Here is a 25,665-nt window from a genome sequence, read left to right on the forward strand (position 1 = left end):
AAAAGCTGCGCTTCGCCATCCGCGAAGGCGGCCGCACCGTCGGATCCGGCGTTGTGTCCAAAATCCACGAGTAAAAACGAGTTAAGGCGCGGCTCCTGAGGGGGCCGCGCGCGAAAAACCTGAATGTGTAAGGGCGGCGTTTGTGCGCCGCCCGTTTTTTTGCCTGACGACCCCTATGTTCAATATTTCCCTTCGGCATTCGGCGCTGCCTATCGCGCTTTTCGTGTTTACGCTAATGGCGCTGACCAAGATGCGCCCGCCGAACCTTTGGGCGCACACGCAGTTCTTGCTTTCCTACGATGTCGGAACGGTTCGGCGCAGCCTGATCGGGCAGGGTCTTGCGTGGGTTTTCGAATCGGGGCTGATGCAGTCGACGATCTTTGCCTTGGCCGCGGTGCTGACCTTATCGGGAGCGGCGGCGATGGTGCTGTTTATGGCCCGCGCCTTAGCGCGGTTGGACGGCGGGGCGGAGGTGCTACTGGTCTTTGTCACGTCGGTCGGCATGGTCACCTTCCTCTGCAACACGGGTTATCTTGAGGGCGCCTTGGCGCTCGTCGGGGTCGCGGCGTTGATCCTGCCGGTCAGGGGCGCCCTGCCGCTGATCGCGAAATGCGTTTTGTGCATAGTGGGTGTCCTGATCCACGACATCATGCTGCCAACCTTCGCATTGCTGGTGGGGCTGCAATTGTTCCTGTCGCGGGATGAGTTGCCCGTTGCGTCCCGCATCGCGCTGGGCGCCCTGCCGGTCGCGCTGACCGCCGCGGTGCTGACGGCATTGTTCCTTTTGTCACCGGATGCGGCGGAGTCCTATGACACGGTCTTCGCAACCGTTACCGATCGCGCGCTGGATTTTCCGACACGGAAAGGCGCGGTCGAGGCCGTGATGTCCTACGGGCCGGGGATGGAACCGGCCTATGACAGTGTGTGGGGATCGGACCTCTACCGGTTCGAGCTTATCTACATCAGTTGGATCGGGGTCGCGATCACGCTTTGGCTGCTGGTTGCGGCGGCTCGCCTGATCTCGCATCGCCCGATGTTGGACCGCTTGGCGCTGGTCGCGGCGGGGCTGGGGCCGTTATCCCTGTTGCTGGTCGCGTTCGACGTGTCGCGCCTGCTTGGCGTGGCGATCCTGCATGCGTTTCTGGTGATCGCGGTGGTGCTGCTGATTGATGAGTCTGCACGGGTAAAGCTGCGGAGCGTCTTCACCCAGCAAGCGATTGTTCTTCTGCTGATCGTAAACGTCGTCGTCGGCTTTCGCCCGCTGAACGGCTACCCCGAATTTGGTGACGATTTTCCCGGCGCGGTGATGGAGTTGCCGTTGTGGTGGAATATGCCGCCGTCGGGCGGCAGGCTAACGCAGAACCCTGGAGAATAGCCCCTGGCCAAGCGCTGACATCATCTGAACACGAGTGCCCGTATCGCCCTTTTTCGAATTGGCCAGCAGGTAGATTTCCACCTTCTGATGTGTCGTCAGGGTCGAGACATCGACATCAATACGATGTTCCCGCAGCGCTTGCGCGACGGAGCGGTCAAGATGTGCGTTGTCGGCCTGCGCAGGCACCGACCCTAGCAGGCTGATGGCCATTGCTGTTGCGGCAAGGATTTTCATTGTGCTCTCCTCTTGTCTTGCTCTTCCATATCACGGTTCGCGGGCCCTTACATTACAAGGTCGCTCACGTTTTGTTGCGGCAGGTATTTTTGAGATCAGCCCAAAACCACTCTTGATTCCACGCTGCGGGTGCCGTAATCCCCAGATCGGCTTAGGGGTTTAGCTCAGTTGGTAGAGCATCGGTCTCCAAAACCGAGGGTCGTGGGTTCGAGTCCCTCAACCCCTGCCAGCCGCTTGATCGGAAAATCCACCAACATCAGTTGTTCCGCACCCATTCGGCAAGCGCCGCGTGGGTTGGAAACCAGACCGGCCCCCGAGATTTGGCGTGCTGGATCAGTTGGTCGAGTATCCAGATGCGCGACCGGTAACCGATGACAAACGGGTGAAAGACCAGTTGGCACACCCCACCTTCGTCAAAGGCCGCGTCGAATTCGCGTCTGAAAATATCGAAGACCGCTTCGGGTGGCGTCCACGGGCGGGTCGGGGGATCGCGGTTGAACAGTAGGTAGACCGCGTCGTCACGGACCCAGTCGACCGGAATTTCGACGACGCCGGTGGGTGAGCCATTGGTCAGAAGTTCATAGCATGAGTCGTCGGCCATCATTGAGCTGTCATAGGCAAAGCCCAGCTCTGCCACCAGTTCAACCGTATGCGCGCTAAGATCCCAGTTCGCTGCGCGGTGCCCGACGGGTTCAGTGTCGGTGATGTCGCGCAGCGTGTCGCGGGACCGGATCATCAGATCGCGTTCCGTCGCGCGGTCAAGAAACGATGTGTTTTCGTGAATCCAGCCGTGAACGCCGATTTCGTGGCCGCCTTGGGTTATCGGGGTCAGCGCGTCAGGGTCGATCAGGGCCGACACCGCCGGGACAAAGAAACTGGCGGTTACGTCGTGGCGGGCCAACACGTCGAGGATACGCGGCACGCCAGCGCGCCGCCCGAATTCCCCCCACGCAAGGCGACCGATGGCGGCCTTGCCTGCGCCCATCTCAAACGTCTCGTGGTCGCAATCAAAGGATAGGGCAAAGGCGCAGGTTGCGCCGCCGGGCCAGTGAGTGGGTTTCAGTGCCCGTCCTGCGCGAACGCGGGCGACGTCGGCGCGCCATTCGGCCTCTGGCGTGTCCCAGGGCCGGTCGCGGTTCATGCGCCCAAAACCTCGTGCACCGCGGCGCGCAACGCATCGGCCACTTGATCCGCCTCGGCCTTAGACAAGCATAACGGCGGAGCGAAGCCGACAATATTGCCTTCGGGCATCGCGCGGGCGATCACGCCGCGTTTCAGCATCGCGGCAGAAACGGCGGGGCCGACGGTCATGTCGGGGAACCACGCATCGGCGTTGGGGTCATCCATGAACTCGACCGCTGCCATCAATCCGATGCCCCGGATTTCGGCGACTTTTGCGTGATCGCCCACGGCGTCTTGCAAGCGTTGCAGCAGATAGGGGCCGACGGATGCAGCGTTTTCGATCAGGCCGAGATCGTCGATCAATTGCAGGGTCGCCACCCCGGCGGCGGCGCAAACCGGGTGGGCCGAGTAGGTCCAGCCGTGGCACAGCGGCCCATGATCGTCGGTGCCTTGCGACAGCACATCAAACACCCGCTGCGATATGATCGAGCCTGACAAGGGCGCGTAGGCCGAGGTCAGCCCCTTGGCGGTGGTCATGAAATCGGGTTTGAGGTCGTATGTTTCGCTGCCGAATATCCGCCCGGTCCGGCCAAAGCCGGTCACGACTTCATCCGCGATCAGAAGAATGTCGTGATGGGCCAGAACCTCCTGCACGCGCGTCCAATAGCCTTCGGGTGGGGGCACGATGCCGCCGGTGCCCATTACGGGTTCTCCGATGAAGGCGGCGATGGTGTCCGGTCCTTCGGCTTCGATCATTTCCTCCAGACGGTCAATCAGATGATCTGTGAAGTCGCCTTCTGTCATGTCGCGGCTTGGGCGGCGCAGGAAATAGGGGGTGTCGGTGTGGAGGAAACCGGGAAGCGGCAGGTTGAACCGCGCGTGGTAGCCCTGAAGCCCGGTGAGCGACCCGGACACCAACCCCGATCCATGATACCCGCGCCAGCGGCTGATGATCTTGCGTTTCTCGGGTTTCCCGCGCAGCACGTTGTAATGCCACGCGAGCTTGACGTTGGTTTCATTCGCGTCGGACCCGGACAGGCCGAAATAGACCCGTGCCATGTGATCCGGTGCGCGATCCATGATCATCCTTGCCAGCCGAATCGCGGGTTCATTGCCGTGACCCGCGAAAGCGTGGAAGAAGGCGAGCTTTTGCGTCTGCTCTGACATCGCGTCGGCGATTTCCTTGCGGCCGTATCCAGCGTTGACGCAGTAAAGTGCGGCAAAGGCGTCAAGAAACCGGTTGCCGTCGCGATCCTCGACAAAAACACCCTCTCCGCCGGTGATAATACGGCCCGGCACGTCGCCGCGCGCATGGGCCGCCGTGTGCGTGGTCGGGTGCATCAGGCAATCGCGATCCCACGCGGCGAGTTCATCGTTGATCGGAGTGTTGAGTGTCATAGCGGGCTTTCCAACCGGGTGTTCGTCACAATCTCTGGCACGCTGGCCTGATTGGGCAGGGCGAGAGTGAACGCGACGATATCGGCTACTGTTTCGGGGGTCAGGCGGTCGGCTTTGGGGGTGACGCCGGGAATATCGGCGATCAGGTCGGTGTCGATGGCGCCGGGGCAAAGCGCGGTCGCACGAACGCCGTCGTCCCAGCCCTCCATCCGCACGGCTTGGGTCAGCGCCAGAACGGCGTGTTTTGTCATCGCATAGCCGATTGACGTTCCCTTGCGAAAGCGTTTGCCGTCGGTCGACGCGATGTTGATCACGCGGCCCTTGGCCGATGACTTCAAGTGCGGCAGCGCGGCCCGGATCAGACGAAACGGGGCCTTGACGTTGATCGCCCAGAGGTCGTCCAAATCAGCTTCGGTTCCTTTGTTGAAATCGACCATCCTGAGGATGCCCGCGTTGTTCACAAGCGCGTCGATCCGGCCAAATTGCGCGTGGGTGGCCGCGACCCAAGCTGCAGCGCTGTCAGGGTCGGTCGCGTCAAACGGCGCTGTTATCAGCCGATCAGCGGGCGCGTCGAACTGATCCGCCTGCGCCTGATCCCTGAGGCCGAGTGAGACCGCCCAGCCATCCGCCAGCAGCTTTGAGGTGATCGCCGCGCCAAGGCCGCGCCCACCGCCCGACACCATGACAACGCGCGTCACTAGAAAAGACCCTGATAAACGCCGCCGTCATTGACGATGTTTTGGCCGGACATGAACCCCGCTTGGGCAGAGCACAGATAGGCAATCAGATCGCCGCATTCCTTTGGGTCGGCGAAGCGACCTGCAGGGCATGTGTCGATGCGATCTTGCACGATGGCTTCGTAGGTCGTGTTGCCGCGTTTGGCGTGCCCGTGAAGGTTCGTGTGCAGCGCATCGGTGTCGAACAGCCCCGGACAAACCGTGTTGATCGTGACGTTATGCGGCATTAGTTCCCGCACCATCGCGGCCGTCGCACCAGACAGGGCCAATCGCGCGGAATGACTGTGCGCGAAGCCCACCTGCGGGAATTTGATAAAGCTGACGGACATGTTGACGATCCGCCCAAAGCGGCGCGATTGCATTCCGGGGGCGACGGCCTGGATCATCTCAATCGACGATAGGAAATGCGCCTCCATCCAATAGCGCCAATCTTCGGGCGAGATTTCGGCATAAGGTGTTGGCACCTGACGCACGCCGGGATTGTTGACGAGGATGTCGGGCTCGCCGGCGGCGTCGAGTATCGCGCGGCGTCCGTCATCCGTGGTGAAATCCGCCGCGACCGGCGTGACTTCAACGCCGAAATCGTCGCGGACGCCTTTCGCGGCCTCTTCCAGCGCGTCGGGCGACCTGGCGTTCATGGTGATATGAACCCCCTCCGCCGCCAGCGAACGTGCGGTGGCCAGACCCAATCCCCGGCTTGCCGCCGTGACGATTGCGCGTTTTCCAGTAAGCCCAAGATCCATCGTGCGGCGTCCTTTTTTCGTGTTGCGATTAAGCGACCTTAACTTGCGCGGGCAGCAGTTGTTTTAGCCCTGCAATCAACCCGTCATGTGCCGGGCCTGTCAAATCTTGCAGCGGAGGGCGAAGCGATCCGCCACCCGGCAAGCCCAGATAATTCATCGCGGCCTTGGTGGCCGGATAAAGCGTGCGGCCCTCGGTCGTGAACAATTCGGTCAGCGCGATCCCGGTTTGCTGAAGCGCCCATGCTTCCTCAACCCGGCCCGCTTTGGTGAGGGTCCAGAGGTCAAGGCACCCCGGCGTCCAGACGTTCGGGAAGCAGTCGATCAGCCCGTCGGCCCCGGCAAGCACGGCGGGCACGCCAAACATCGACGACGGCCCACAGAACACGCGGATACGATCCCGCACGCGGTTCAGCGTTGCGTGAAAATTGCCCCAGTCGCCACTGCTTTCCTTTATCGCCACGACGTTATCGAGGTCCGCCAGACGGTCGGCCAGCGCTGGTGTGATCGCGTTCCCGGCGTTGCCGGGGATGTTATAAAGCACGAGGGGCAGCGGCGCTTTCGCGTCCACAACCTCAAAATGCGTGATGAGTTCGAGTTCGGTCAGATGGGCAAAGTAGGGGGGCATGACCAGTGCTCCGTCCGCGCCCGCCTCTTTCGCTGCATGAAGCTGGTCTATCACGTCGCCCGGTCTGATGCTGCCGGTCCCGATGATGGCAGGCCCGCGACCGGCACACGCCTTGACGGCCAGTCCCGCGAGATGCGCGCGTTCGTCCAGTGCTAGGGACCAGAACTCTCCAGTGCAGCCGACGGCGATGACCCCGCTTGATCCGGCGTCGAACAGCCGGTCGATATTCGCGGCAAAGCTATCCTCATCAATCGAATGATCCGCGCGGAAAGGAGTGGTGATGGCGGGCATCGGCCCCGCCCAAGAAACTGAAGAACGGTTCATTGGGCAATCTCCTTCAAGTTTTGCTCAGGCACTGCGATGGACGGGGCGGACGTGTCGAGCGGAGTGTTGAGCCGCGCGCCCGTCGGGCCATCCGCAAAGTAATGCGCCATGTCGGCGTTGATCGCGCATTGGATCGTTTCGCCCGACTTCCAAAGTTGGTGGGCCGGGGCGCGGCCCGTCAGCCGCAAGTCGTCACCGATCCGAACAACGACTATGTTTTCGTGGCCGGTTTGTTCGACCAGTTGAACAACGCCGGAAGTCGGACCCTCGCCCAGATGCAAATCCTCGGGTCGCACGCCAAGGCACGCCGCGCCGGGGCGTGCAGCCGGGCCAAGGCCGCGGGCAGGGATATGCAGGCCAGGTGCCTCGAATTGCCAATCGCTGCCAGTTTGGGACAGCGTTCCGTCGATCAGGTTCATTCCCGGCGTGCCGATAAAACCGGCGACGAAGCGGTTGGCCGGTTCGCGGTAAACATCCTGCGGCGGCGCGAATTGCTGAAGCTCGCCACCCTCCATAATCGCGATGCGGTCGGACATTGTCATCGCCTCAAGCTGGTCATGGGTGACGTAGACCATGGTTCGGCCAAGACGCTGGTGAAGCTCGACCAACTCAGCCCGCATGTAGCTGCGGAGTTTGGCGTCGAGGTTCGACAAAGGCTCATCCAGCAGGAACACTTTTGGGTCGCGGACCAGTGCGCGACCAAGGGCGACGCGTTGCTGCTGGCCACCCGATAGCTGCTTAGGCTTGCGGGAAAGAAGTTCGGTCAGGTGCAGCATTTCCGCGGTTTTGGCGACCATTTCGGCCCGTTCTGCCTTGGGCACGCCGCGCTTTTTCAGCGGGTAGGCGATGTTCTGGCCGACGGTCATGTGCGGATAGAGCGCGTAGGACTGAAACACCATCGCGATGTCCCGTTCCCCCGGCGCAATGTCATTAACCACCCGATCCCCAATCTTGATGTCGCCCGAGGTCGGAAATTCCAGCCCCGCCAGCATCCGCAGCGTCGTCGTTTTGCCGCAACCCGATGGGCCAAGCAGCGACACGAATTCACCCTGCCGGATGTCCAAATCCAGATCCTTGACGGCGTTAAACGCGCCGAAGTCTTTGCACACCTTTGAAAAGATCACGTCGGCCATGAACTATCCTTTTACACTGCCCGCGCCGAAGCCGCGGGTCAGATAGCTTTGCAGGAATGCGAAGACGATAATCAGCGGCACGCTCATCATAACAGAGGCGGCCATCAGCAGGGACCATTCGATATTGAACGATGAAATCAGCATGTTCATGACCCCGGTGGTCAGCGGCCGCGCTGAGTCAGAATTCACCAGAACCAGCGCGTAGAGATATTCGTTCCACGACAGGATGAAGGTGAACAGCGCGGTCGAAATGATGCCCGGCAGCAGCTGCGGCAGGATCACGTCCTTGAACGCGCCAAGCCGCGATGCGCCGTCGACCAGCGCTGCCGATTCCAAGTCCTCCGGCACGCCTTCCATGAAGGATCGCAGAAGCCACAGCGCATAGGGCAGGGCGAAGGTCGTGTAGGCGATCACCAGCGACAGGATGGTGTTTGACAGGCCCAACTGCACCAGCAGCAGATAAAGCGGCAGGATCAGCACCACCGACGGCAAGAGGTAGGTGAACAGCACCAAAAAGGCGAGGCTTTCGCGCCCCCGATAGCGGAACCGCACAAGGCTGTAGGCGCCGACCGTCGCGATGGTGATGACGACGAGTGTTGTCGAGGTCGAAAGGATGACGGAGTTGGTGAAATAGCGCAGGAAATTCGTGTCGCTCAGAAGGCCCCAGTAATGTTCCAGCGTCCAGCTTTCGGGCAGCATGGTCGGCGGGCGGCGAAACAGTTCGGACTGCGGTTTGACTGATGTCACCACCATCCAGAACAGCGGGAACGCCACCATCAGGACGATCGACCACGCCATCAGGTTGAAGAGGACCGAGCGTAATTTCATGTCCCCTCCGCCTTGGTTTTTCGGATGTAGAGGATCATGAAGACCAGCATGATCAGCATCATGATGACCGCATAGGCCGACGCCATGCCCATCTGGTTGAGGGCGAACGCCTCTTTGTAGACCAGCAGCGGCAGTGTTTGGGTCGAGGTCACGGGCCCGCCACCGGTCAGCAGGAAGATCAGGTCGAATTCTTTAAAATCCCAGATCGCGCGTAGCATGATGATGACCACTAAAACCTCGCGCAACTGGGGCAAGGTCACGTCAAAAAACCGCGCGATGGGGCCGGCGCCGTCGATCCGCGCGGCCTCATACAATTGATCGGGGATGGTTTGCAGACGCGCCAGCACGGCGATCACGACGAAGGGAAAATACTTCCACGCGCCGACCAGAATGACCGAGATCATCGCGTTCGGCATCGAGCCGAGGTAATCAATGGGAAAGTCGATCAGGCCCGCGCTGATCATCAGGTGGTTGAGGATGCCGTAAAGGTCATTGAACAGCCACTTCCAGACAAGAACGGCCACCACGGTCGAGATGAAGTAGGGAAACAGGATCAGCGACCGGGCAAGGCTTCGGAACCAGATGTTCTGATGCAGCACCAGCGCCATGCCGACGCCAAAGATGATTTGCAGCGACAGCGTGCCGACGGTCCAGATCAGGTTGGTGCGCAGCGATGTCCAGAACTCTCCGCTGGCCAGAAGGGTGCGATAGTTGCTGAGTCCCACCCATTCGCCTTCGAGCGTTGGGGTGAAAATCGAAAACAGAGACAGGTAGATGGCCGACACCAGCGGATAGACGATGACCGCGCAGAACACCAAGACGGTGGGCGCAATCAACAAGAGGCCCAGCCGTGAATACTGGCGCTCTAAAAGGGTCTGGTTTGTCTTTGACATTGGGGGATCGCAGGTGGGTCGGCGGCGGCCCCGGCCACATCGGCAGGGCCGCCCCGTCACTTGCGTCAGCCTTTCATGATGCCTTCGATCGTTGCGACAGTTTCTCCGATCACGGTATCCGCATCTTCGCCGTTTAGCACGACCCGCTGCACCATATCCGCAATCGCGCCAGAGCCGACAACCTCGCCCGCCTTTTCGTTCGACGGATGGTCGGCAGATTCATAACCCAGATTGAACCCACCAGCGGCTGAGGACGCCATCAGTTCGACTTCTTCTGGGTATTTCTGGATGATGGCGTTTGCCTGATACTCCGGGTTGTTGTTGATCGATTGCAGAACCGGCAGCACGTGGCCGGGTGCAGCATGAAGCTGTTGGATGTAACCGTCGGGATTGAACAGCGACGCGGCAAACGCCTTGGCGGCGTCCTTGTTCGGCGACTGCGCCGGGATAAAGACGCTGGGGAAGTCGTTGAACGTCCACGGCGCGATGTCGGTCGACATGCGCGGATAGGTCGTGCAGGTCACGCTGTCCGCGATATCAGGGTTCTGCGCATTGACGTTGCCAAGCACGCGGCCTGTGTAGATGCCGGTGGCGGTCGCGCCGCTGACGAAGGCGGTAATCGCCTCGCCCCAGCTATAGTTCGTCGCGCCGGGCGGGCAGAGTTCGCGCATGGCGGTGTAGAATTCAAGCGCATCGCGGGTGCCCTGATTATCAAGCGCCACGTTCAGATCGGTATCAAAGACCTGACCGCCGGCCTGATGGATGAAGCCGATAAAGATCAGCGTGGTCATCGAATTGCGGCCATAGGGCAGGGGTGCGCCATAGATGCCGTCTTTCTGCATCGCCTGACAGGCGGCGCGCAGTTCGTCCCAGGTTTCGGGCGCCTTGTCGACGCCGGCTTCGGCCATTAAATCCGTCCGCAACCACAGCATGTTCGCGGCGGAGTTGCCGATGCCGGTTCCGACATAGTTTCCGTCGGCGGCTTTGAAGACGTCATTCGCGCCAGGAAAGAAGTCATCCGCGCCGATGGCGTCGATCACGTCGTTGAACGGTTCGACCAGCCCATTTGCATAATAGGACTGGATTGCGAAAGAGGGCAGGTGGGTCACGATATCCGGCACCTCACCGGATGAAAACGCCGCCGCCAATTGTGGGGCATAGCCTTCGTCCGACGTGGTTTCGAACACCACTTTGACGCCGGGATTGGCCGCCTCAAAATTTGCGATCTGCGTGTTGTATGCCTCGACCTGCGCGGGGGCGGCCTGTGGCGACCACCAGCGCAATGTGACATCCTGCGCCGAGGCGCGGAACGGAACGGCAGCCATCGCGGTCGTTGCCGCAAGCCCCTTCAGTGCGCTTCGTCGTGAAAATCCCTGAGAATTGAGTGCTGAGCGTTTCATTGAATGCCTCCCTGACATAATATGTTCACATAGCGAACTCTTGTGCGATATAACAACGAGGTGACTGAGTCGCGCAAGGGTGTTTTTTCGTCCATCCTAGATGCGCATTCCCGATTGCCTGTGCTAAAAGCCCCGGAATCGAGTGCACAAACGAGTGATTTTGCAGATGCCGCAGAAAACCGATGACACATCCGATGCTCGGAAAGGGGCAGGTGACAAGCCTGCCTCGAAGTCGGGCTTGATGACGGCGAAACCGGATTGGAACGACGACAGCGACAATTCAGGGTTGAACCCGCGCGACTATGTCAGCTCGCTCGCCCGCGGGCTTGAGGTGCTGCGTGCCTTCAACCGGACGGGGCGCAAAATGACCTTATCGCAGGTCGCCGCAGAAACCGGGAATACGCGTGCCGGGGCGCGTCGGATCTTGCTGACTTTGGTGCATGAGGGTTACGCCGTCGCCGATGGAAAGCTGTTCGATCTGACGCCGCAAGTGTTGGAGCTTGGGTTTTCTGTCTTGTCCTCCAAAGGGGTGTGGGACGTTGCACGGCCCTTCATCGATCATCTGTCCGAGGAGCTTCGCGAGTCCGTTTCCGGTGCGGTTCTTGACAACTTTGATGTCGTTTACGTCAGCGGCACGCAGTATCACCGCATCATCAGCGTCGGCATTTCTGTCGGCGCGCGATACCCTGCGCATTGCACCGCGAACGGACGGGTTCTTTTGGCAGCGCAACCGCTTGAAGTTTGGCCGGACATGCTGAAGGAAATCACGCTCGACCGCAAAACCGACATGACGATCACCGACCGGGACGAGTTTCGGAAGGAACTGGAACGCGTGCGCGAACAGGGTTGGTCATTGGTGGATCAGGAGCTTGAGAAGGGCCTGATGTCCATCGCGGTTCCGCTGCGAAGCGCATCTGGTGGGCTTGTTGGCGCGATCAACGTCGGCGTGCCGCTGCTGCGGATGACACCGAAAGAGATGGTCGATGAAGTGCTGCCAAAGCTGCAAGCGACCGTTGCAAACATCTCAGAAGCGTTGAAACACTAGGGTCAGGCGAACCGCCGCGGACAGAACGGGGCAGGGTCGTGGGGCGGGTCTGTTCCCAGAACACAGCCTGCCGCCATGCGGGCGACCAGTGGGCCAAGCGTATAGCCCGCGTCACCGGGTATCGCCATGACCACCCGCTCCGCACCCGGTAAATGCCCGATGATCGACGCGCCGTCTGTTGTTGTGTTTATCCCCGCCCAGGTCCGGATCACCCGCGTCGCCCCGATTGCCGGAACCAGCCGCGCCGCCAGCGCCACGTTTCCAAGCAATGATGGCGCGAGCACTTCGGGCGGCGTCCGTTCCCCCCGATCCCGCGCGGGCCAGCCGCCGCCGATCACGATCTGACCGGTGTGAAACTGCTTTAGCGTGATGGAGCGTTCGGCGTGCTGGACAAGGTGGTTGATCTCAGTCGCGCAGGGTTCAGTGATGTTCATGTGCAGGGGTTCGGCGGCGGTCGGTATCGTCACACCAAGCCCGGCAGCCAGCCGACCCGCGCCCCATGCCGCCGCGATCACGACACGATCGGCTTTGTAGGTGCTGTTGGCTCCGTGGGCGGTGATCCCGGTTTCGGTCGTCTCGATTTCGGCAATGTGGTCGGTCGCAAACTGGACCCCCAACGCCTTCGCCGCGCTGCGCAACCGGGTATTTGCGGCGAGGGGGTTCAGCTTGCCTTCGTCGCGGCACAGCTCCGCCCCGATGATGTTCGGCGACAACCATGGCGCGATCCGGTTGAGGGCTGTGCGGTTCATTATCTCGACATCCAACCCCTGCCGCGCCTCGCGTTCCGCCTTCTGTTCCAAAAAGGCCAGTTGGTCTGCGGTTTCGGCCAGCATCAGCCCGCCCTTGCGCACCAGATCGAAAGGCCCGTGGGTTTGGTCAAGCGTTGCCCATTCGGCGGCGGCGGCGCGATAAAGCGGAAGGGACGCTTCGATATTCGGCACCTGATCTGGGTAAAGTCGCATGAAACGGCTTTGCATTTGCACGTGCAGGCTACCCGCATTCGCGGTTGATCCGGCGTTCTGTGCAGCATCGACAATCGTCACCCCGGCACCCTCCTGCGCCAGCGTTATCGCAGTGACCTGACCGACAATACCGCCGCCCACGACAAGGATGTCAGGGCGTGTCATCCAGCGCCTCCTCGGCGGCGAGGATCGCGGCGATGCTAACCGGTTTGATCGGCACGCGCGGGGCAAAATGGCTGTGATCGTCGATCGGTTTACCGGTGGATTCTGCAATGATCCGCGCCGCGACCGCACCGCAATAACGGCCTTGGCAGCGGCCCATCCCGACCCGCGTTGCGCGTTTTAATGTGCCGACATGCCCTGGTTCGGATTCCAGCCCGGCGCGGATTTGGCCGAGCGTGATTTCCTCGCATCGGCAGACGATGACCTCATCCGGCGCGTTGGCAAGTGTGTTGGGGGCGATGGCGTGCAACTGCCACAGGTGTTTCTGAAACCGGCGATGCCGCGCAAGAGCGCGGTGTTCGGCAAACGTATCGTGTCCGTCGCCATATCCGGCTTGTGCCGCCGCCATCGCGCCCGCGATCCGACCCTCGGCCATCGCTGCCGGTGCGCCGCCCAAGCCTGCGCAATCGCCCACAGCGAACAGGCCGGAAACGCTGGTTTCGCAGGTCTTGGACCTGTCGCAACGCAAATGTCCGAAAGCCGGGTCATAGGTCATGTCTGCGCCGAGAAGGCGTAGGATTTCGTTCTGCGGTTCAAACCCGGTATTCATGCACAGGGCATCGACGATGACGGTCTTTTGGCCGTCCAGCCCGCGCGTCGTGACCGCCAATCCGTCGTCGCATTCCGTAACCTCGACTAGTTCGGTCCGGTAGCGCAGCGGAACGCCCGCCCTGCGCAACCCACGCACCATTTTCCAACCCTTAAAGGTCAGCGCGGGATCGGCAAGGCCCGCGCCCAGCAGATGCACGGGGTTCGTCGCCGGGGCTGAGGCCGCCTCTGCGACGAAGGCAACCTTTGCGCCGCCCTCAGCCAACTCCAACGCCACTTGCAGGTTCAGCGGGCCAGAACCGCAAACAGCAACCCGCGCGCCCGGCAGCGTGCGATAGCTGCGCCAAAGCGTTTGGGCCGCGCCAGTCGTCATCACTCCGGGAAGGGTCCAACCGGGCACCATGCGAGGCCGTTCATACGCGCCTGTGGCCACGATTGCCGTCTTTGGACGGATCGCCAGCGCCGCCCCTTCGCGCGTCCCGAGGAACAACGGCCCGTCGAACGCGCCCCAGACTTCGGTGCTGTCGAGGATTTCAGCGCCGGAGCGTTCAGCCTTGGCCAGCAGGGCCGCGCCGTCCGCTTGCTGGCGATCCAGCGGCGGGCCGTCCGCCGCTTGCTTGAAATACTGCCCACCGCGCACTTTGCGTTCGTCGAGGATCAGAACATCCGCCCCGGCTTGTCGGGCGGCGATGGCGGCGGATAAGCCGCCCGCACCGCCGCCGATGATTAGAACATCGGGGGATAGCTTTCGCACCGGGCCGGGCGCATCCGTCGAGCGGGGCTGCTGTAGTTTCGCAAAGGCCACCTGTGTTTCCACCACTTGCCCGGCTTGGGCTGGAGTCATGCAGGCGCGCATATTCGGGGTGCCGTCGATAGTCACGAGGCAATCCTGACACACGCCCATGCCGCAAAAGATACCGCGCCTGGACGATCCGGCGGTTTCGCGAAACGCCTTGTGACCCGCTTCGGTCAGGGCCGAGGCGAGCGATTGCCCCTTGCGCACCGGCACGGGTGCGCCGTCGAACGAGAGGGTGCGATCAGACATCGGCACCCAGCCACAGCGCGTCGCGCAGTTTCACCAGTTGCGCGACAGCCCCGGCCCGCCAAGCGGCGCGCTTTGGTAGATCAGCTTCGGCGCAAACGGCACGGCGTTCCGCGGTCACGCGGTTGACCAGGTCATCGTGCCAATCGACGGCTTCGCCCCGCGCCTCGCCAATCCGTTTGTAAGCCGGACCCATCCGCGCGGCATGGGCGGCGATTCCGCCTGCCGTATTCAAATCCGCCGTTTCAAACGGACCCGACAGCGCCCAGCGTGGGCCAAGCGCCATGCGCATGATCTTGTCGATCCCTTCGGCATTCGCGATGCCTTCGTCTACCAAGCGATAGGACTCCCGCAAGACTGCGCTTTGTAGGCGGTTCATGACGAAACCTTCGATTTCGTGGGCAAGCATCACGGTTTGAAAACCAGCAGCGCTGAAAAGCTCCGCACTTCGCTTTGTTATGTCGGGCCGTGTGCCGGGCGCGGGCACCAGTTCGATTACACGGAGGACGGCTGGGGGATTCACCGGGTGGGCGACCAGACATCGCGCTTGATCTGTTGCATCAGGCAGGATGTCCGACATCACGATTGCTGAGGACGCCGTGGCGAGGATCACGTCCGGCGACGTGCCAGCCAACAAATCCCGAAATATCGCCTTTTTCGCCACCAGATCCTCTGGCCCGCATTCAAGCACCATTGCGGCGTTGCTGAGAGCGTCGCCTGCATCGGCCAACACCTGAACGGCCCCGCCGCCGCCTTGCCACAAGCCTGCCGTCCGGATCGCGTTGCGCTGCACCTCCAGCCCAGTCGGCACGGCTTCCCGCGCCGCCGGGTTGGGATCGGCCAGCGCCACGGACCAGCCCGCATCCGCGAACACCGCCGCGAGGGATTGGCCGATGATGCCCGCCCCCAGAATGACGATGTTTGACGGTGCAGCGTCACCCATGGGTCGACCTTTCGTTAAACAGTTCACATGACGAACAAAAGTGCGTTATACGTATCTCGAAGTTTTAGACCCTCGAAAGGTAGTGCGCAACATGACATTCGCACAAGATCTTGCTGGCCGCCATGCGGTCGTCACCGGCGGTGCACGCGGGCTTGGCCGCGCCATTGCTGACCGTCTCGCCGCGTCGGGTGCAGGGATCACGATTGTCGATCAAGACCCGCAACAGGACGCGATGCCAGAGGGTTGGAACACGGTCGCGTGCGACTTGGGCGCGGCGGAGGCGCAAGACGTGATGGGTGATCTGGCAGCGCGGCTTGGGAAGGTCGATATCCTTGTCGCGAACGCGGGCGTCGTTCCGCCTTGGCGCGGGGTGAGCGAGCTTGATGCCGAGGAATGGCACGGCGTCATGGCGGTGAATGTCTGGGGTGTCGCGGCGAGTTTGGGGGCGTTTGCCCCGACCTTGTCGCAAGGCGATGGCGGGTCGGCCATCGTGATGGCGTCGATCAACGGCTACAAGGCGCATCCCAAGCAGGTGCTTTACAGCGCCTCAAAACACGCGGTGATTGGTGTGATGCGGGCGGCTGCGCTGGACCTCGGGCCAGGCGGTGTCCGGGTCAATGCGCTGGCCCCCGGACCTATTGCGACGGACGCCCTGCTTGGCCGCGTTGCCGCGCGCCATGCTGAGGGCGGACCGGACCCCGAAGCGGTGCTGGGTGACATGGCGACCGAAACCGCCCTGCGCCGGATGGCGACCGAGGCTGAGGTGGCGCAGGTCGCGCATTTCCTCGCCTCCGACGCGTCGTCGGGCATGACGGGAACGGTCTTTCCGGTTGAGGCCGGGTTGGCCTGACGTTATCCGCCGAGCGGTTCCCAACCGTTTTCGGCCAAGATTGCGTGGCTGGCCACAATGTCGCCGTCGGGATCGGTGTCGGGTTGCAGGGCGTCTGCGATAATCTCAAGCACGGTGACTTCGGAATACCCGATATCTGACAAGGCTTTGGCGACCGGGCCGGGCTCTACGATCCCGGTCCCCAGCCGTTCGTGCTTGAAATCGTCATAGCCTGAATCCGAGATATGGACGTTCTTCACCAGATCCCCCAGCAGGCGCAGCGCATCCGCAGGGTCTTCCTTGATGAAGGCGCTGTTGCAGATGTCGAAATTCACGCCCACTTCGGGGCCGATCAGAGCGGCGGTGTCGACCATATCCTGCGCCGTGGGTAGGTAGGTGAACGGCACGTTTTCCAGCAGCAGTTGCACACCTGTTCCCTTCGCGTGATCGACCAGTTGCTTCATGCCCTCAACGAACCAATCCAGCATCCATTGATGCGGCGGGTTGATCAGGCTGTTGACCGGGCCGGGAATGGCGACCACGTAGGGACAGGATAATTCTGCTGCGAAATCAATCGCTTCTCGGTAACGATCCAGCGTGTATTCGCGCATCAAACGGTCGACGCCGTTCGGGTTGTTGTCCAGAAGCGGATAGCAGAACGACGTCACCCGCGCGCCTTCGCCGTTCAGCCAGCTTGCATAGCTTTTGCGATCAGCCGCCGACAGTTCGCGGGGCCAGCAATGCGGCGGAAAGATCATCAACTCGAACAGATTATAGCCAAGCGATCGAAGATGCTTCATCGCGCCCAATCCGTCGTGAGAATAAAGAAACGGAAATGTGCTTGCCGCCACGTCGAGCTTTGTCATGCTGGGAGTCCTTTTCACTTGTCAGGCGTTCGCCGACATGTTCATTCTACGCACAAAAGTTAGTATAACGCACGAATGACGCGGTTCAATTGGAATATGAGGGGTCGTTGATGGCCAGCACACTTTTCACCCCGATTGCCATGCGGGGCCTGACGATCCCGAACCGCATCACGGTGTCGCCGATGTGCCAATACTCGGCCACGGACGGCGTCGTGGGGGATTGGCACTTTGCGCATCTGGGCCAGTTTGCGCAATCGGGGCCGGGTCTGATCTTTGTGGAATCCACTGGGGTTGAACCGGAGGGCCGGATCACACCGCAATGCACCGGGCTTTACGATGACGCGACCGAGGCGGCGTTCGCCCGGATCGTCGCGTTCATGAAGTCGGTGGGCGACAGCCGCGTTGGCATCCAGCTGGGTCATTCCGGGCGCAAGGGCAGCACCGTCGCCCCGTGGGAGGGCGGCGGCCTGATCGATGGCCCTGACGCGTGGGAACCGCTGGCCCCCTCAGCCGTCGAATACCTGCCTGGGTGGCCACCTCCCGTTGCCATGGACGCCGCAGCGATGGATCGCGTGCGAGAGGCGTTCGTCCAGGCGGCAACGCGGGCCGACCGGGCCGATTTCGATTTGATCGAGCTTCACGTTGGGCACGGATATCTGCTGCACCAGTTTCTTTCGCCAATCACTAACCAGCGCACCGATGCCTATGGCGGAAGCCCCGAGGCGCGGATGCGCTATCCGCTTGAAGTGTTCGAGGCTGTGCGCGCCGCTTTTCCCGCCGATAAACCCGTCATGGTGCGTCTGTCGGCCACCGATTGGATCGACGGCGGCTTGGACATGCCGCAATCCATCGAATTCTGCCGCGCGCTTAGGGCGCTTGGCTGTGACATGGTTGATGTCACCAGCGGCGGCTTGGATCAGCGCCAGAAGATTACGACCGGCCCCGGCTATCAGGTGGGAATGTCAGAAGCGATCCGGCGAGAGGCCGATATCCCGACGATGGCCGTGGGTCAGATCACCGATCCAATACAGGCCGAAACGATCTTGTCCACGGGTCAGGCCGACATGGTCGCGCTGGCGCGCGGGATGCTGTGGGATCCGCGCTGGGCATGGAAAGCCGCCGTGGCACTCGGCGAAGAAATCACACTGCCCGCGCCCCATGCCCGCTGCAACCCCGCGCTTCGCGCGAAACCCTTTGTAACGAGGAGTTAGGCGATGCCCGCACTTTCAGGAAAAACCGTCGTCGTGACCGGCGCGTCAAAGGGGATCGGCGCCGCGATTACCGCTGCGATGGTCAAGGGCGGGGCGCGGGTGATCGCGCATTATGGCACGGACCTTGCCGGGGCTGAGGCGGCTGTGGAGGGCGCTTCGGAGGGGCAGGCGACCCTGATACAAGCCGATTTTTCGGACATGGGCGCGGTGGATCGTTTTTGGAACGCGGCCAAAGAAGCCGCCCCGGAAAGCCGGATCGATGTGCTGGTCAACAATGCCGGGATTATGCGGCAGACCGGCGGCATCTTTGATCCGCTGGAAGACTGGGACCGTGTCTGGGCCGAGGCGATGGCCGTCAACGTCTACGCCCCCGCGCGTTTGCTGCGCCATGCGGTGGCCGATTGGGTCGGCGCGGATCAACCGGGCGCGATCATCGGGATCGGCAGTTGGGCGGCCAGCCGCGGCACTGCAAACCCCGGTGCGATTGCCTACGCGGCTTCGAAGGCCGCCATTGTTGCGGCGACGAAAACCGTTGCCCGAAACTACGCCGATAAGGGCATTCTGGCTTATGTCATCTCCCCCGGCGTGGTGCGCACTCGGATGTCCGTCGACAGCGCCGCGATGGTGGGCGGTGAGGACGCCGTGACCGCGACCCTGCCGATGGCTGAATGGGTGCCGCCGTCAGACATCGGGGAACTCGCCGCGTTTCTGGCCGAAGGCCGCGCGCGCCACCTGACAGGGGCGACAATCGACGTCAACGGCGCTGCCTATATAAGATGAGCGTGTGGTGAGGTTACTCCGCCGCGGCCTGTCGGCCCTCGATCGCGTCGACCACGGACTGCAGCTCTTCCATCAAGGGCACCATGCGGGCGACGCGCTCGCGCCCCTCGGCCCCAAGGCTTTCAAACGTGGTGATCGGCGGGCGCACGTCGCCCACGGGATGCCCCGCCGCCGCCGCCAGCGCCTTGGAGTAGCACTGATGTCCGTAAAGCGGATGGCCCTCGGTGATGATTGCATCAAACTTCTGAATAACGCTTTGCACCGCCCAGACATCATCCCAACGCGCCTCATACGCCCAGTCGACGAATTTGACCGAGGCGCGGGGGATGTAGTTGCCATAGGGGTTCACATAGCCGTTCGCGCCCATCTTGAAACTTTCCAACACCTGCTGCCCGGCCCAGACGTTCATCAGGCCATCGCTTTCGACGCGGATCGCGTGGATGCGTTCGATCCGTTGGGACGCTTCCTTGATATACCGCACCTGCTCAAAGCTTTTCGTCAGGTGGCCGACCAACTTCGCGGGCATGTCGACGTTCGACGTAAAGGGGTTGTTGTAAAGCATAATCGGCAAGTCGCAGCCCTCGCAGATCGCGCGGTAGTAGTTGAAAATCTCGTCCTCGGTTGGGGTGTAGTAATAGGGCGGGATAATCATCAGCCCGTCCGCGCCGAGATCCTGCGCCTGACGCGAGTATCGCACGGCGGTCGGCGTGTGGGCGTTCATCGTGCCGACCATAACCACCATGCGGCCCGCGACGTGATCCACGGTCGCCTTTACGAAGGTTTCGCGTTCGGCGTCGTTGATCGTCAGAAATTCGCCCGTCGTGCCAAGGATGATGATGCCGGGCACGCCGCACTCCACCTGCCAATCCAGAAAGCCTTGCCACGCTTCGTAATCAATCTCGGCCCCGCCGGGGGTGAAGGGCGTAACGGTGACGGTATAGCTGCCACTGAAGGGTTTGGTCATGGTAGTGTCCTTGTAAATGCGGCCTTGGGGCCGAAAGGGGTGGCTGCGTGACGCCAATCAGCACCACGACTGATACGCTTGTGATCGGGGGCGGCATCGCTGGCCTGATGACCGCGTGGTATCTGGCCCGCGACGGTGTTGAGGTCACGCTGGTCGAGGCGGGCGATGATATCGGCACGCAGGCGTCGGGCGCGAATGCTGGGTCGCTGCATTTGCAGATCCAATACCCCGAATTTGCAGCCTATGGCGAAGACTGGGCGCGGGCCTATGCGCCGACGCTGCGGTTCATCAGCGCGTCGATTGATATGTGGCAGGGCTTGCCCGGCGAACTTGGCGAGGATTTGGACGTTCAATTGGGCGGCGGCCTTGTGGTTGCGATGACCGACGACCAGATGCGCCGGATTGAGGCGAAGGCGAAGATCGAGGCCTCCGTCGGCGTGCAAACCGACATTCTGGACGCGGCAGAGGTTCGTAGCATTGCACCCTACCTGACCGAAGCCGTGATCGGCGCGGGCTTCTGCGCGCGTGAAGGTAAGGCCAACCCCTTGCGGGTGACACCTGCGCTGACCTCGGCGGCATTGCTCGCCGGGGTGGTGATCGAACGTCAGGCGCGGGTTACGGCGATTGAACGGCGCGACGGCGGCTTTGACGTCACCACCAGCCGGGGGCGCATCCGGGCGGGCCGTGTCGTGAACTGCGCGGGGGCAGCAGCGGCAGAGGTCGCGGCGATGGTTGGCGTCGACGTCGAACTTGGCGGGTTTCCGTTGCAGGTCACGGTCACGGAACCCGTGGCCCCGACGATCCCGCATCTGGTCTATTCCGCAGCGGGAAAACTGACGCTGAAACAGGTCGCCAATGGCGGCTGCGTGATCGGCGGCGGCTGGGCCGCTACCGTGCGAGGCGACGGAAGCCTTGCGACCGACCCCGTGAATTTCGCACGTAACATGGCGATTGCCGCAGATGTTGCCCCGGTGCTGGCCGCAGCCCGACCGGTGCGAAGTTGGACGGCGTGGGTCAACGGCACGAAAGACTGGCGCCCGATCATAGGCGAGGCGCCGGACGTGCCGGGTTTTTTCCTTGCGCTTTTTCCATGGGTGGGGTTCAGCGCCGGGCCTATGACCGCGCGGGTCACTGCCGATCTGGTGCAGGGTCGCGCGCCGTCTGTGCCGCTTGGGGGCATCTCGGTTTTGGCGGATTAGGGCTGCGGCCGGTTGCATGACCTAGGCAGCGCCGCGGTTGGATTTGCCGTCGCCTGCGATCTTGCGCTTGTAGGCGCGCCACGTCATCGACCATTTCGCCGGATCTTCGAACGCATCCCCTTTTACCTGCGCCACGGGTTGGTTGTGCGGCGCAGTCTTCACAAGCTCTGGCGTTTCGCGGGCTTCTCGCGCGATCTTGGCAACGACATCGATCCACAGGTCGATATCTTCTTTCGACCAAAGCTCCCCAGCTTCGGGGGTGAATGGTTCGGCGACGATCCATGGCTCATGGCTCATCCACCAGGGGTCAATGCCGTAATCCGCCATCCGGTTAGCGAAATCGACGGTGCCGATGCCGGTTTCTTCGCAAAGCGACCCGAGCGACCAGCGCGTCATTTCCATCCGGTGCTTGCCGTTGTCGGGGTTGGAGATTTCAAGGCCCGGAATCTCGCCCAGCTTCTTGTCCATGTAGTTGTTCGCCACGACCGAGATGTCAGACGCAAGTTCAATCCCTTCAGCCCCCATCGCGCGGGCCCATGCGTAAGCTTTGACGACCTGAGGCACGTTGCCCCAGAATTCACGCACCTTGCCCGACGATTTGGGGCGATCTTCGTCGAGGGTGTAACGCGCGCCCTCCTTCACGACGACCGGCGCGGGCAGGTAGGGGGCAAGGTCGTCGGTGCAGCCATAGGCACCCACAGCCGGGCCACCGCCCGCTTTCGGGGCACCAAACGTCTTGTGCAGCATGAACATGCAGGCATCGAACCCCAATTCGCGCGCCGACAGCTTGCCCATCACGCCGTTGAAGTTCGCGTGGTCGTAAAAGCATAGCGCCCCGGCGTCCTTCGCGATCCTTACCCATTCTTTGATCTCGGGGTTGTAGATGCCCATGTCGTCGGGATTGTTGACCATGATAAGCGCGGTCTTGTCGCTGACCGCCGCCTTCAATGCGTCGAGCGAGGGGTAGCCGTTATCCTCCAGCGGCAAGTTTACCACGTCAAAGCCAGCGGCAGCAGCCGTAGCCGGATTACAGGGATGCGCCTGCACTGACGTGACCATTTCGGTTCGCTGGCCGAGCATACCGCGATCGGACCAATAGGCACGGGCGACGGCTGTCATCGTGTAGGCCGCATCGGCCCCGCCGCCTGCCTGAAAGATGAACTGATCCATCCCCGAAAGGCTGCGCAGGATACAGTCGAAATCGTGGATGATCTCAAGCACACCCTGAAGGGTGTCGGGGTGCTGATACGGATGCACTTCGGCCAGATCAGGGGTGAGCGTCGCGTATTCGGCGGTTTTGGAGTTGTATTTCATCGTGCAGGTGCCAAACAGGCTGACCCCCATCATGCCTAGCGTCATCTGGCTTAGATGCAGGTAATGGCGCTGCGCTTCAAATTCGGTGATCTCGGGCAATTCCGGGCGGTCGTCGCGGGCCATTGCGCCGGGGATCAGGTCAGCGCCAACGGCTTTGGACACGTCCGCTTCGGGGGCGGGAAACAACTGCCCACGGGCACCGGGGCGGCCCATTTCCATAACAACGGGTTCGTCCCATTTCGCGGCGTGAAACTGCGGTAGACGGGTCATTGCAGAACCTCCCTCAGCGTATCGGCCAGCCGACGAATATCGGCAGCGCTGTGAACTTCGGTCACGCAGAACAGGGCGGATTGCCCCAGATTGCCGCTTTCGGCCGAGATATCCTTGCCGCCGAAAATACCGCGTTCGCGCAGAGCATCGTTCACCTCGGCCACGGTCCGGCCCGTGTCGTCGAAGTTAACCACGAATTCCTTGAACGTCGTGCCCGGCCAGACGACTTTGACGCCGGGAATGTCGGCCAAAAGCTTCGCCGCATAGCGGGCTTGCGAGACAATCAGATGCCCGACCTCGCGAAACCCCTCTGGCCCCAGAAGGCTCATGTAAACCGCACCGGCGATGGCCCAGAGGTAGGTTGAATTCCCGGTCCAATCCTTGCCATGCTCGCGCGATCCATACGAATTCTGATGCGGACAGGCGAGGCCGAAGCCGTGCTGGCCAGGGGTCTGCGTTTCCGCGATTGAAACGAGAAACCCGTTATATTCGTGGACGTATCGCGGATCGTCGCGCGACGCGATGAAACCGCCGACGCCGCCACCGCATTGCATATGCACCCCCAACGGCTGCACCGGGCCGGTGACGATATCGGCCCCGTAATCCCCCGGTGCTTTCAAAACGCCAAGGCTTAGGGGATCAACGCCAACGATGGTTTCGGCGCCCGCCTCGCGGGCCAATCGTGCGATTTCTGCCGCGCCGGTCTCGATGGTGCCGAGATAAGCCGGGTTTTCAAAATAGACCGCAGCGACATCGGGGCTAAGCTTGGCTTTCAGGTCGCCCAGATCAAGCTGCCCGGTCGTCGGGTCGGCGGCAACGGTGACCACCTCGATATGGCTCTCCATCTCGGACGGCTGGCAATAGGTCCGGATTACCGACAGGCGTTCAGGGTCCGACAGCAGCGGCACCAGAACCTTGCGGCGGCCCGTCATCCTTGCCGCCATTCGGATCGCGTGGCCAATCGCGCAGCCCCATGAATAGACCGGCAGTTGCACGACATCGAGGTTCAGAAGCGCACCCAGTTGCGATGAAAATTCAAACCACGCCTGATTGCGCCCGTGGTCGGACTGGTAGCTGCCCCAGACGTTGGTTGCGAACTCTGTCCGGCCGACGATTTCGTCGACGATGGCGGGAACGTGGTGCTGCCAGACGCCCGCGCCCAGAAAGCTGATGTTGTCCTGGCAATTGAGGTTCTTGCCAAGCTTGCCCATCAGGTCGCGTTTCAGGTCGATTTCGCTGTTCAGAGTCGGCGGCAGATCAAGCGGAGCCTTGCGGTAGTGATCGCTTGGGATCTGCTCAAACACATCAGCGATTGAGGCCGCCCCAATCTCGTCCAGCATGGCTTGGATCGCGCCGGGCGCCGCATTTGCCATCCAGGGATGGGCACGGGTGTCGGTCGTCATTTCTGGGCTCCCTTCAGCGATTCTATGTCTTGGTCAATGTTTTGCACAAAAGTTCGCATATCGCACAATTCTAATCAACTCTCCCCGATCCGCATCATCATCTGCCGCATCGCCCCGGTCTGAACCCGGATGAAACCCGATAGGGCCGCGTCCAGCGTCGGATCACCGGTATCGACCCACAGGCGCGGTTGGGCGAGGGCGGAAAGCTTGGCCTCGGTCGCCAGCACGATCAGCCCTTCACGGCCCGCCTGTGCAATCAAGCTGTGGCTGATCTGTTGGTTGCCGCGTCCCAGCAGGAACCCCTGCTGGCCGGTTACGCCCAAGACCAGATGCACTTGGCGATCAGCCGCCAGCGTTTCTAATGTCGCGGCGTCAGCGTCCCGAGCGACGACCCTCCCATCAAGCAATGCGTCTGTGCCGAGTGTTGTCGGGGTGTGCCCCGCCGCAAGCATGACCGCGCCCGCGCTGGTGCCGGGGCCGATTATATAGAGCGTGTCGGGCTCCATGCCGCGTGCAATGGCAGCGGCGGCATAGGACAGCGCAGCGGCTTCGTCCTGCCGGGGTCCACCCTTCGCGGCCTGCATGAGATTGCGGGCGACGGGCACGCGGGCCAGTCCGAACAGACGCGGGGCGATGACGCCCTCGCGCAGCGCCTCTTCGTCGATGTCCATGACTTCGGCGGTGTCGTCCCACGCGACACGTTCCGCCTCCAAAGCCACATCCGCCATCATCGCCCCAGCCGCGCCGGGCGAGATCGCGAAGACGCCCGAATGCATCTTGACCCCACACGGTATCCCCAGCATCGGCACGCCAGCAGGCAGCGCCGCCGCCACATCGCGGGCCGTGCCATCGCCGCCTGCGAAAACCATAAGATCGACCTCGCGCATCATGCCAACGGCCTCGCGCGTGTCGCGGGCTGTGCTGCTTGGCTCGCCAATATCGATGATCTTGATTTCGAGAGGCAACCCAGCGACCCAATCGGCCCCCAACGGGCCCGGGGCGGTCACAATCGCAGTTCCCGGCGCACGCGCCGCAAGGCGCTCCAACGCCGCGCGGGTGCGCAGTCCGGCCAACGGAATAGCCCCCCGCCGCAACGCTTCGGCCACGGTGTCCGGGCCGTCGGTGCCTTTCAGGCCAACCGCTCCGCCAAGCCCGGCGACGGGATTGACAATAAGGCCAAGCTGCATTGGGTCGCTCCGGAAGAACTTGTTGAACCTGCGTTCATTATGCGCACAACTGTTCGCAAATGGGAGA

The 25,665-nt window shown here is 62.0% G+C and carries 25 protein-coding genes and 1 tRNA gene; 8 read left to right on the forward strand and 18 right to left on the reverse strand.

Going from position 1 to position 25,665, the window contains the following annotated elements; all coding sequences use genetic code 11:
* On the forward strand, positions 1-74 hold a 74-nt coding region (locus ACEWPJ_RS18050), incomplete at its 5' end, for a hypothetical protein (protein WP_416514434.1).
* Positions 75-175: 101 nt separating this feature from the next.
* Positions 176-1,375: a hypothetical protein gene (locus ACEWPJ_RS18055; protein WP_416514357.1), complete on the forward strand. Its 1,200-nt coding sequence runs from the start codon at positions 176-178 to the stop codon at positions 1,373-1,375.
* Here the strand turns inward: ACEWPJ_RS18055 and ACEWPJ_RS18060 are convergent.
* Complete coding sequence (locus ACEWPJ_RS18060; RefSeq protein ID WP_416514358.1) at positions 1,352-1,609, reverse strand: hypothetical protein; 258 nt, start codon at positions 1,607-1,609, stop codon at positions 1,352-1,354. The genes ACEWPJ_RS18055 and ACEWPJ_RS18060 overlap by 24 nt on opposite strands.
* Positions 1,610-1,762: 153 nt before the next feature.
* On the opposite strand from ACEWPJ_RS18060, the gene ACEWPJ_RS18065 reads away from it, so the two are divergent.
* Positions 1,763-1,838: transfer RNA gene (locus tag ACEWPJ_RS18065), tRNA-Trp, on the forward strand.
* A 27-nt stretch (positions 1,839-1,865) separates the two neighbouring features.
* On the opposite strand, the gene ACEWPJ_RS18070 is transcribed toward ACEWPJ_RS18065, so the two are convergent.
* The 9 genes from ACEWPJ_RS18070 to ACEWPJ_RS18110 form a co-directional block, all read right to left on the reverse strand.
* On the reverse strand, positions 1,866-2,750 hold the full coding sequence (locus ACEWPJ_RS18070) for a polysaccharide deacetylase family protein (RefSeq protein WP_416514359.1): 885 nt from the start codon (positions 2,748-2,750) through the stop codon (positions 1,866-1,868).
* The gene (locus ACEWPJ_RS18075) at positions 2,747-4,129 is read right to left on the reverse strand and encodes an aminotransferase class III-fold pyridoxal phosphate-dependent enzyme (RefSeq protein WP_416514361.1); all 1,383 of its coding nucleotides are present in this window, start codon (positions 4,127-4,129) and stop codon (positions 2,747-2,749) included. The genes ACEWPJ_RS18070 and ACEWPJ_RS18075 overlap by 4 nt, the downstream gene beginning before the upstream one ends.
* Positions 4,126-4,827, reverse strand: a complete 702-nt coding sequence (locus tag ACEWPJ_RS18080; RefSeq protein ID WP_416514363.1) for an SDR family NAD(P)-dependent oxidoreductase — start codon at positions 4,825-4,827, stop codon at positions 4,126-4,128. Before ACEWPJ_RS18080 ends, ACEWPJ_RS18075 begins: the two co-directional genes overlap by 4 nt.
* Positions 4,827-5,609, reverse strand: coding sequence for an SDR family oxidoreductase (locus ACEWPJ_RS18085; RefSeq protein ID WP_416514364.1), 783 nt, complete (start codon positions 5,607-5,609; stop codon positions 4,827-4,829). The genes ACEWPJ_RS18080 and ACEWPJ_RS18085 overlap by 1 nt, the downstream gene beginning before the upstream one ends.
* A 28-nt stretch (positions 5,610-5,637) precedes the next feature.
* A complete protein-coding gene (locus ACEWPJ_RS18090) occupies positions 5,638-6,558 on the reverse strand; it encodes a dihydrodipicolinate synthase family protein (RefSeq protein WP_416514366.1) in 921 nt (306 codons plus the stop codon).
* Positions 6,555-7,691, reverse strand: a complete 1,137-nt coding sequence (locus ACEWPJ_RS18095) for an ABC transporter ATP-binding protein (RefSeq protein WP_416514368.1) — start codon at positions 7,689-7,691, stop codon at positions 6,555-6,557. Before ACEWPJ_RS18095 ends, ACEWPJ_RS18090 begins: the two co-directional genes overlap by 4 nt.
* Positions 7,692-7,694: 3 nt before the next feature.
* Entirely contained in the window at positions 7,695-8,519 is an 825-nt protein-coding gene (locus ACEWPJ_RS18100; RefSeq protein WP_416514370.1) for a carbohydrate ABC transporter permease, read from the reverse strand.
* Positions 8,516-9,412: a carbohydrate ABC transporter permease gene (locus ACEWPJ_RS18105; protein WP_416514372.1), complete on the reverse strand. Its 897-nt coding sequence runs from the start codon at positions 9,410-9,412 to the stop codon at positions 8,516-8,518. The genes ACEWPJ_RS18100 and ACEWPJ_RS18105 overlap by 4 nt, the downstream gene beginning before the upstream one ends.
* A gap of 65 nt (positions 9,413-9,477) precedes the next feature.
* Positions 9,478-10,812, reverse strand: a complete 1,335-nt coding sequence (locus tag ACEWPJ_RS18110) for an ABC transporter substrate-binding protein (protein WP_416514374.1) — start codon at positions 10,810-10,812, stop codon at positions 9,478-9,480.
* 166 nt (positions 10,813-10,978) lie between these two features.
* Here ACEWPJ_RS18110 and ACEWPJ_RS18115 point away from each other — a divergent pair, with 166 nt between their 5' ends.
* Positions 10,979-11,857: an IclR family transcriptional regulator domain-containing protein gene (locus ACEWPJ_RS18115; RefSeq protein WP_416514376.1), complete on the forward strand. Its 879-nt coding sequence runs from the start codon at positions 10,979-10,981 to the stop codon at positions 11,855-11,857.
* 2 nt (positions 11,858-11,859) lie between these two features.
* Here the strand turns inward: ACEWPJ_RS18115 and ACEWPJ_RS18120 are convergent, their stop codons facing one another.
* Genes ACEWPJ_RS18120 through ACEWPJ_RS18130 form a run of 3 tightly spaced genes read right to left on the reverse strand, consistent with a single transcriptional unit; the run spans position 11,860 to position 15,575 of the window.
* Positions 11,860-12,984 (reverse strand): NAD(P)/FAD-dependent oxidoreductase, encoded by a 1,125-nt coding sequence (locus tag ACEWPJ_RS18120; protein WP_416514378.1) that lies wholly within the window; start codon positions 12,982-12,984, stop codon positions 11,860-11,862.
* On the reverse strand, positions 12,971-14,635 hold the full coding sequence (locus tag ACEWPJ_RS18125; protein WP_416514380.1) for an FAD-dependent oxidoreductase: 1,665 nt from the start codon (positions 14,633-14,635) through the stop codon (positions 12,971-12,973). The genes ACEWPJ_RS18120 and ACEWPJ_RS18125 overlap by 14 nt, the downstream gene beginning before the upstream one ends.
* Complete coding sequence (locus ACEWPJ_RS18130) at positions 14,628-15,575, reverse strand: 3-hydroxyacyl-CoA dehydrogenase NAD-binding domain-containing protein (RefSeq protein ID WP_416514382.1); 948 nt, start codon at positions 15,573-15,575, stop codon at positions 14,628-14,630. Before ACEWPJ_RS18130 ends, ACEWPJ_RS18125 begins: the two co-directional genes overlap by 8 nt.
* Positions 15,576-15,666: 91 nt before the next feature.
* Here ACEWPJ_RS18130 and ACEWPJ_RS18135 point away from each other — a divergent pair, with 91 nt between their 5' ends.
* Positions 15,667-16,425: an SDR family NAD(P)-dependent oxidoreductase gene (locus ACEWPJ_RS18135; RefSeq protein ID WP_416514384.1), complete on the forward strand. Its 759-nt coding sequence runs from the start codon at positions 15,667-15,669 to the stop codon at positions 16,423-16,425.
* Positions 16,426-16,427: 2 nt separating this feature from the next.
* On the opposite strand, the gene ACEWPJ_RS18140 is transcribed toward ACEWPJ_RS18135, so the two are convergent.
* A complete protein-coding gene (locus ACEWPJ_RS18140; protein ID WP_416514386.1) occupies positions 16,428-17,270 on the reverse strand; it encodes a sugar phosphate isomerase/epimerase family protein in 843 nt (280 codons plus the stop codon).
* Positions 17,271-17,380: 110 nt separating this feature from the next.
* Here ACEWPJ_RS18140 and ACEWPJ_RS18145 point away from each other — a divergent pair, with 110 nt between their 5' ends.
* Both ACEWPJ_RS18145 and ACEWPJ_RS18150 read left to right on the forward strand, forming a co-directional pair.
* Positions 17,381-18,481 (forward strand): NADH:flavin oxidoreductase/NADH oxidase, encoded by a 1,101-nt coding sequence (locus ACEWPJ_RS18145; RefSeq protein ID WP_416514387.1) that lies wholly within the window; start codon positions 17,381-17,383, stop codon positions 18,479-18,481.
* Between the two features lie 3 nt (positions 18,482-18,484).
* Positions 18,485-19,261 carry an SDR family NAD(P)-dependent oxidoreductase gene (locus tag ACEWPJ_RS18150; protein WP_416514389.1) on the forward strand — a complete coding sequence of 259 codons (777 nt, stop codon included), beginning with the start codon at positions 18,485-18,487 and terminating at the stop codon, positions 19,259-19,261.
* 13 nt (positions 19,262-19,274) lie between these two features.
* Here ACEWPJ_RS18150 and ACEWPJ_RS18155 read toward each other — a convergent pair whose 3' ends face one another.
* On the reverse strand, positions 19,275-20,225 hold the full coding sequence (locus tag ACEWPJ_RS18155; RefSeq protein ID WP_416514391.1) for a dihydrodipicolinate synthase family protein: 951 nt from the start codon (positions 20,223-20,225) through the stop codon (positions 19,275-19,277).
* Positions 20,226-20,272: 47 nt separating this feature from the next.
* On the opposite strand from ACEWPJ_RS18155, the gene ACEWPJ_RS18160 reads away from it, so the two are divergent.
* Positions 20,273-21,424 carry an NAD(P)/FAD-dependent oxidoreductase gene (locus ACEWPJ_RS18160; RefSeq protein ID WP_416514392.1) on the forward strand — a complete coding sequence of 384 codons (1,152 nt, stop codon included), beginning with the start codon at positions 20,273-20,275 and terminating at the stop codon, positions 21,422-21,424.
* Positions 21,425-21,445: 21 nt separating this feature from the next.
* Here the strand turns inward: ACEWPJ_RS18160 and gcvPB are convergent, their stop codons facing one another.
* The 3 genes from gcvPB to ACEWPJ_RS18175 form a co-directional block, all read right to left on the reverse strand.
* Positions 21,446-23,008, reverse strand: a complete 1,563-nt coding sequence (gcvPB, locus tag ACEWPJ_RS18165; RefSeq protein ID WP_416514393.1) for an aminomethyl-transferring glycine dehydrogenase subunit GcvPB — start codon at positions 23,006-23,008, stop codon at positions 21,446-21,448.
* Positions 23,005-24,411 carry an aminomethyl-transferring glycine dehydrogenase subunit GcvPA gene (gene gcvPA, locus ACEWPJ_RS18170; RefSeq protein WP_416514394.1) on the reverse strand — a complete coding sequence of 469 codons (1,407 nt, stop codon included), beginning with the start codon at positions 24,409-24,411 and terminating at the stop codon, positions 23,005-23,007. Before gcvPA ends, gcvPB begins: the two co-directional genes overlap by 4 nt.
* A 74-nt stretch (positions 24,412-24,485) precedes the next feature.
* Positions 24,486-25,598, reverse strand: coding sequence for an ATP-NAD kinase family protein (locus ACEWPJ_RS18175; RefSeq protein WP_416514396.1), 1,113 nt, complete (start codon positions 25,596-25,598; stop codon positions 24,486-24,488).
* Positions 25,599-25,665 lie beyond the last annotated feature (67 nt).

Origin of the sequence: Aliiroseovarius sp. YM-037 (assembly GCF_048060095.1) — a bacterium.
Classification (GTDB): Bacteria; Pseudomonadota; Alphaproteobacteria; order Rhodobacterales; family Rhodobacteraceae; genus JBLUOA01.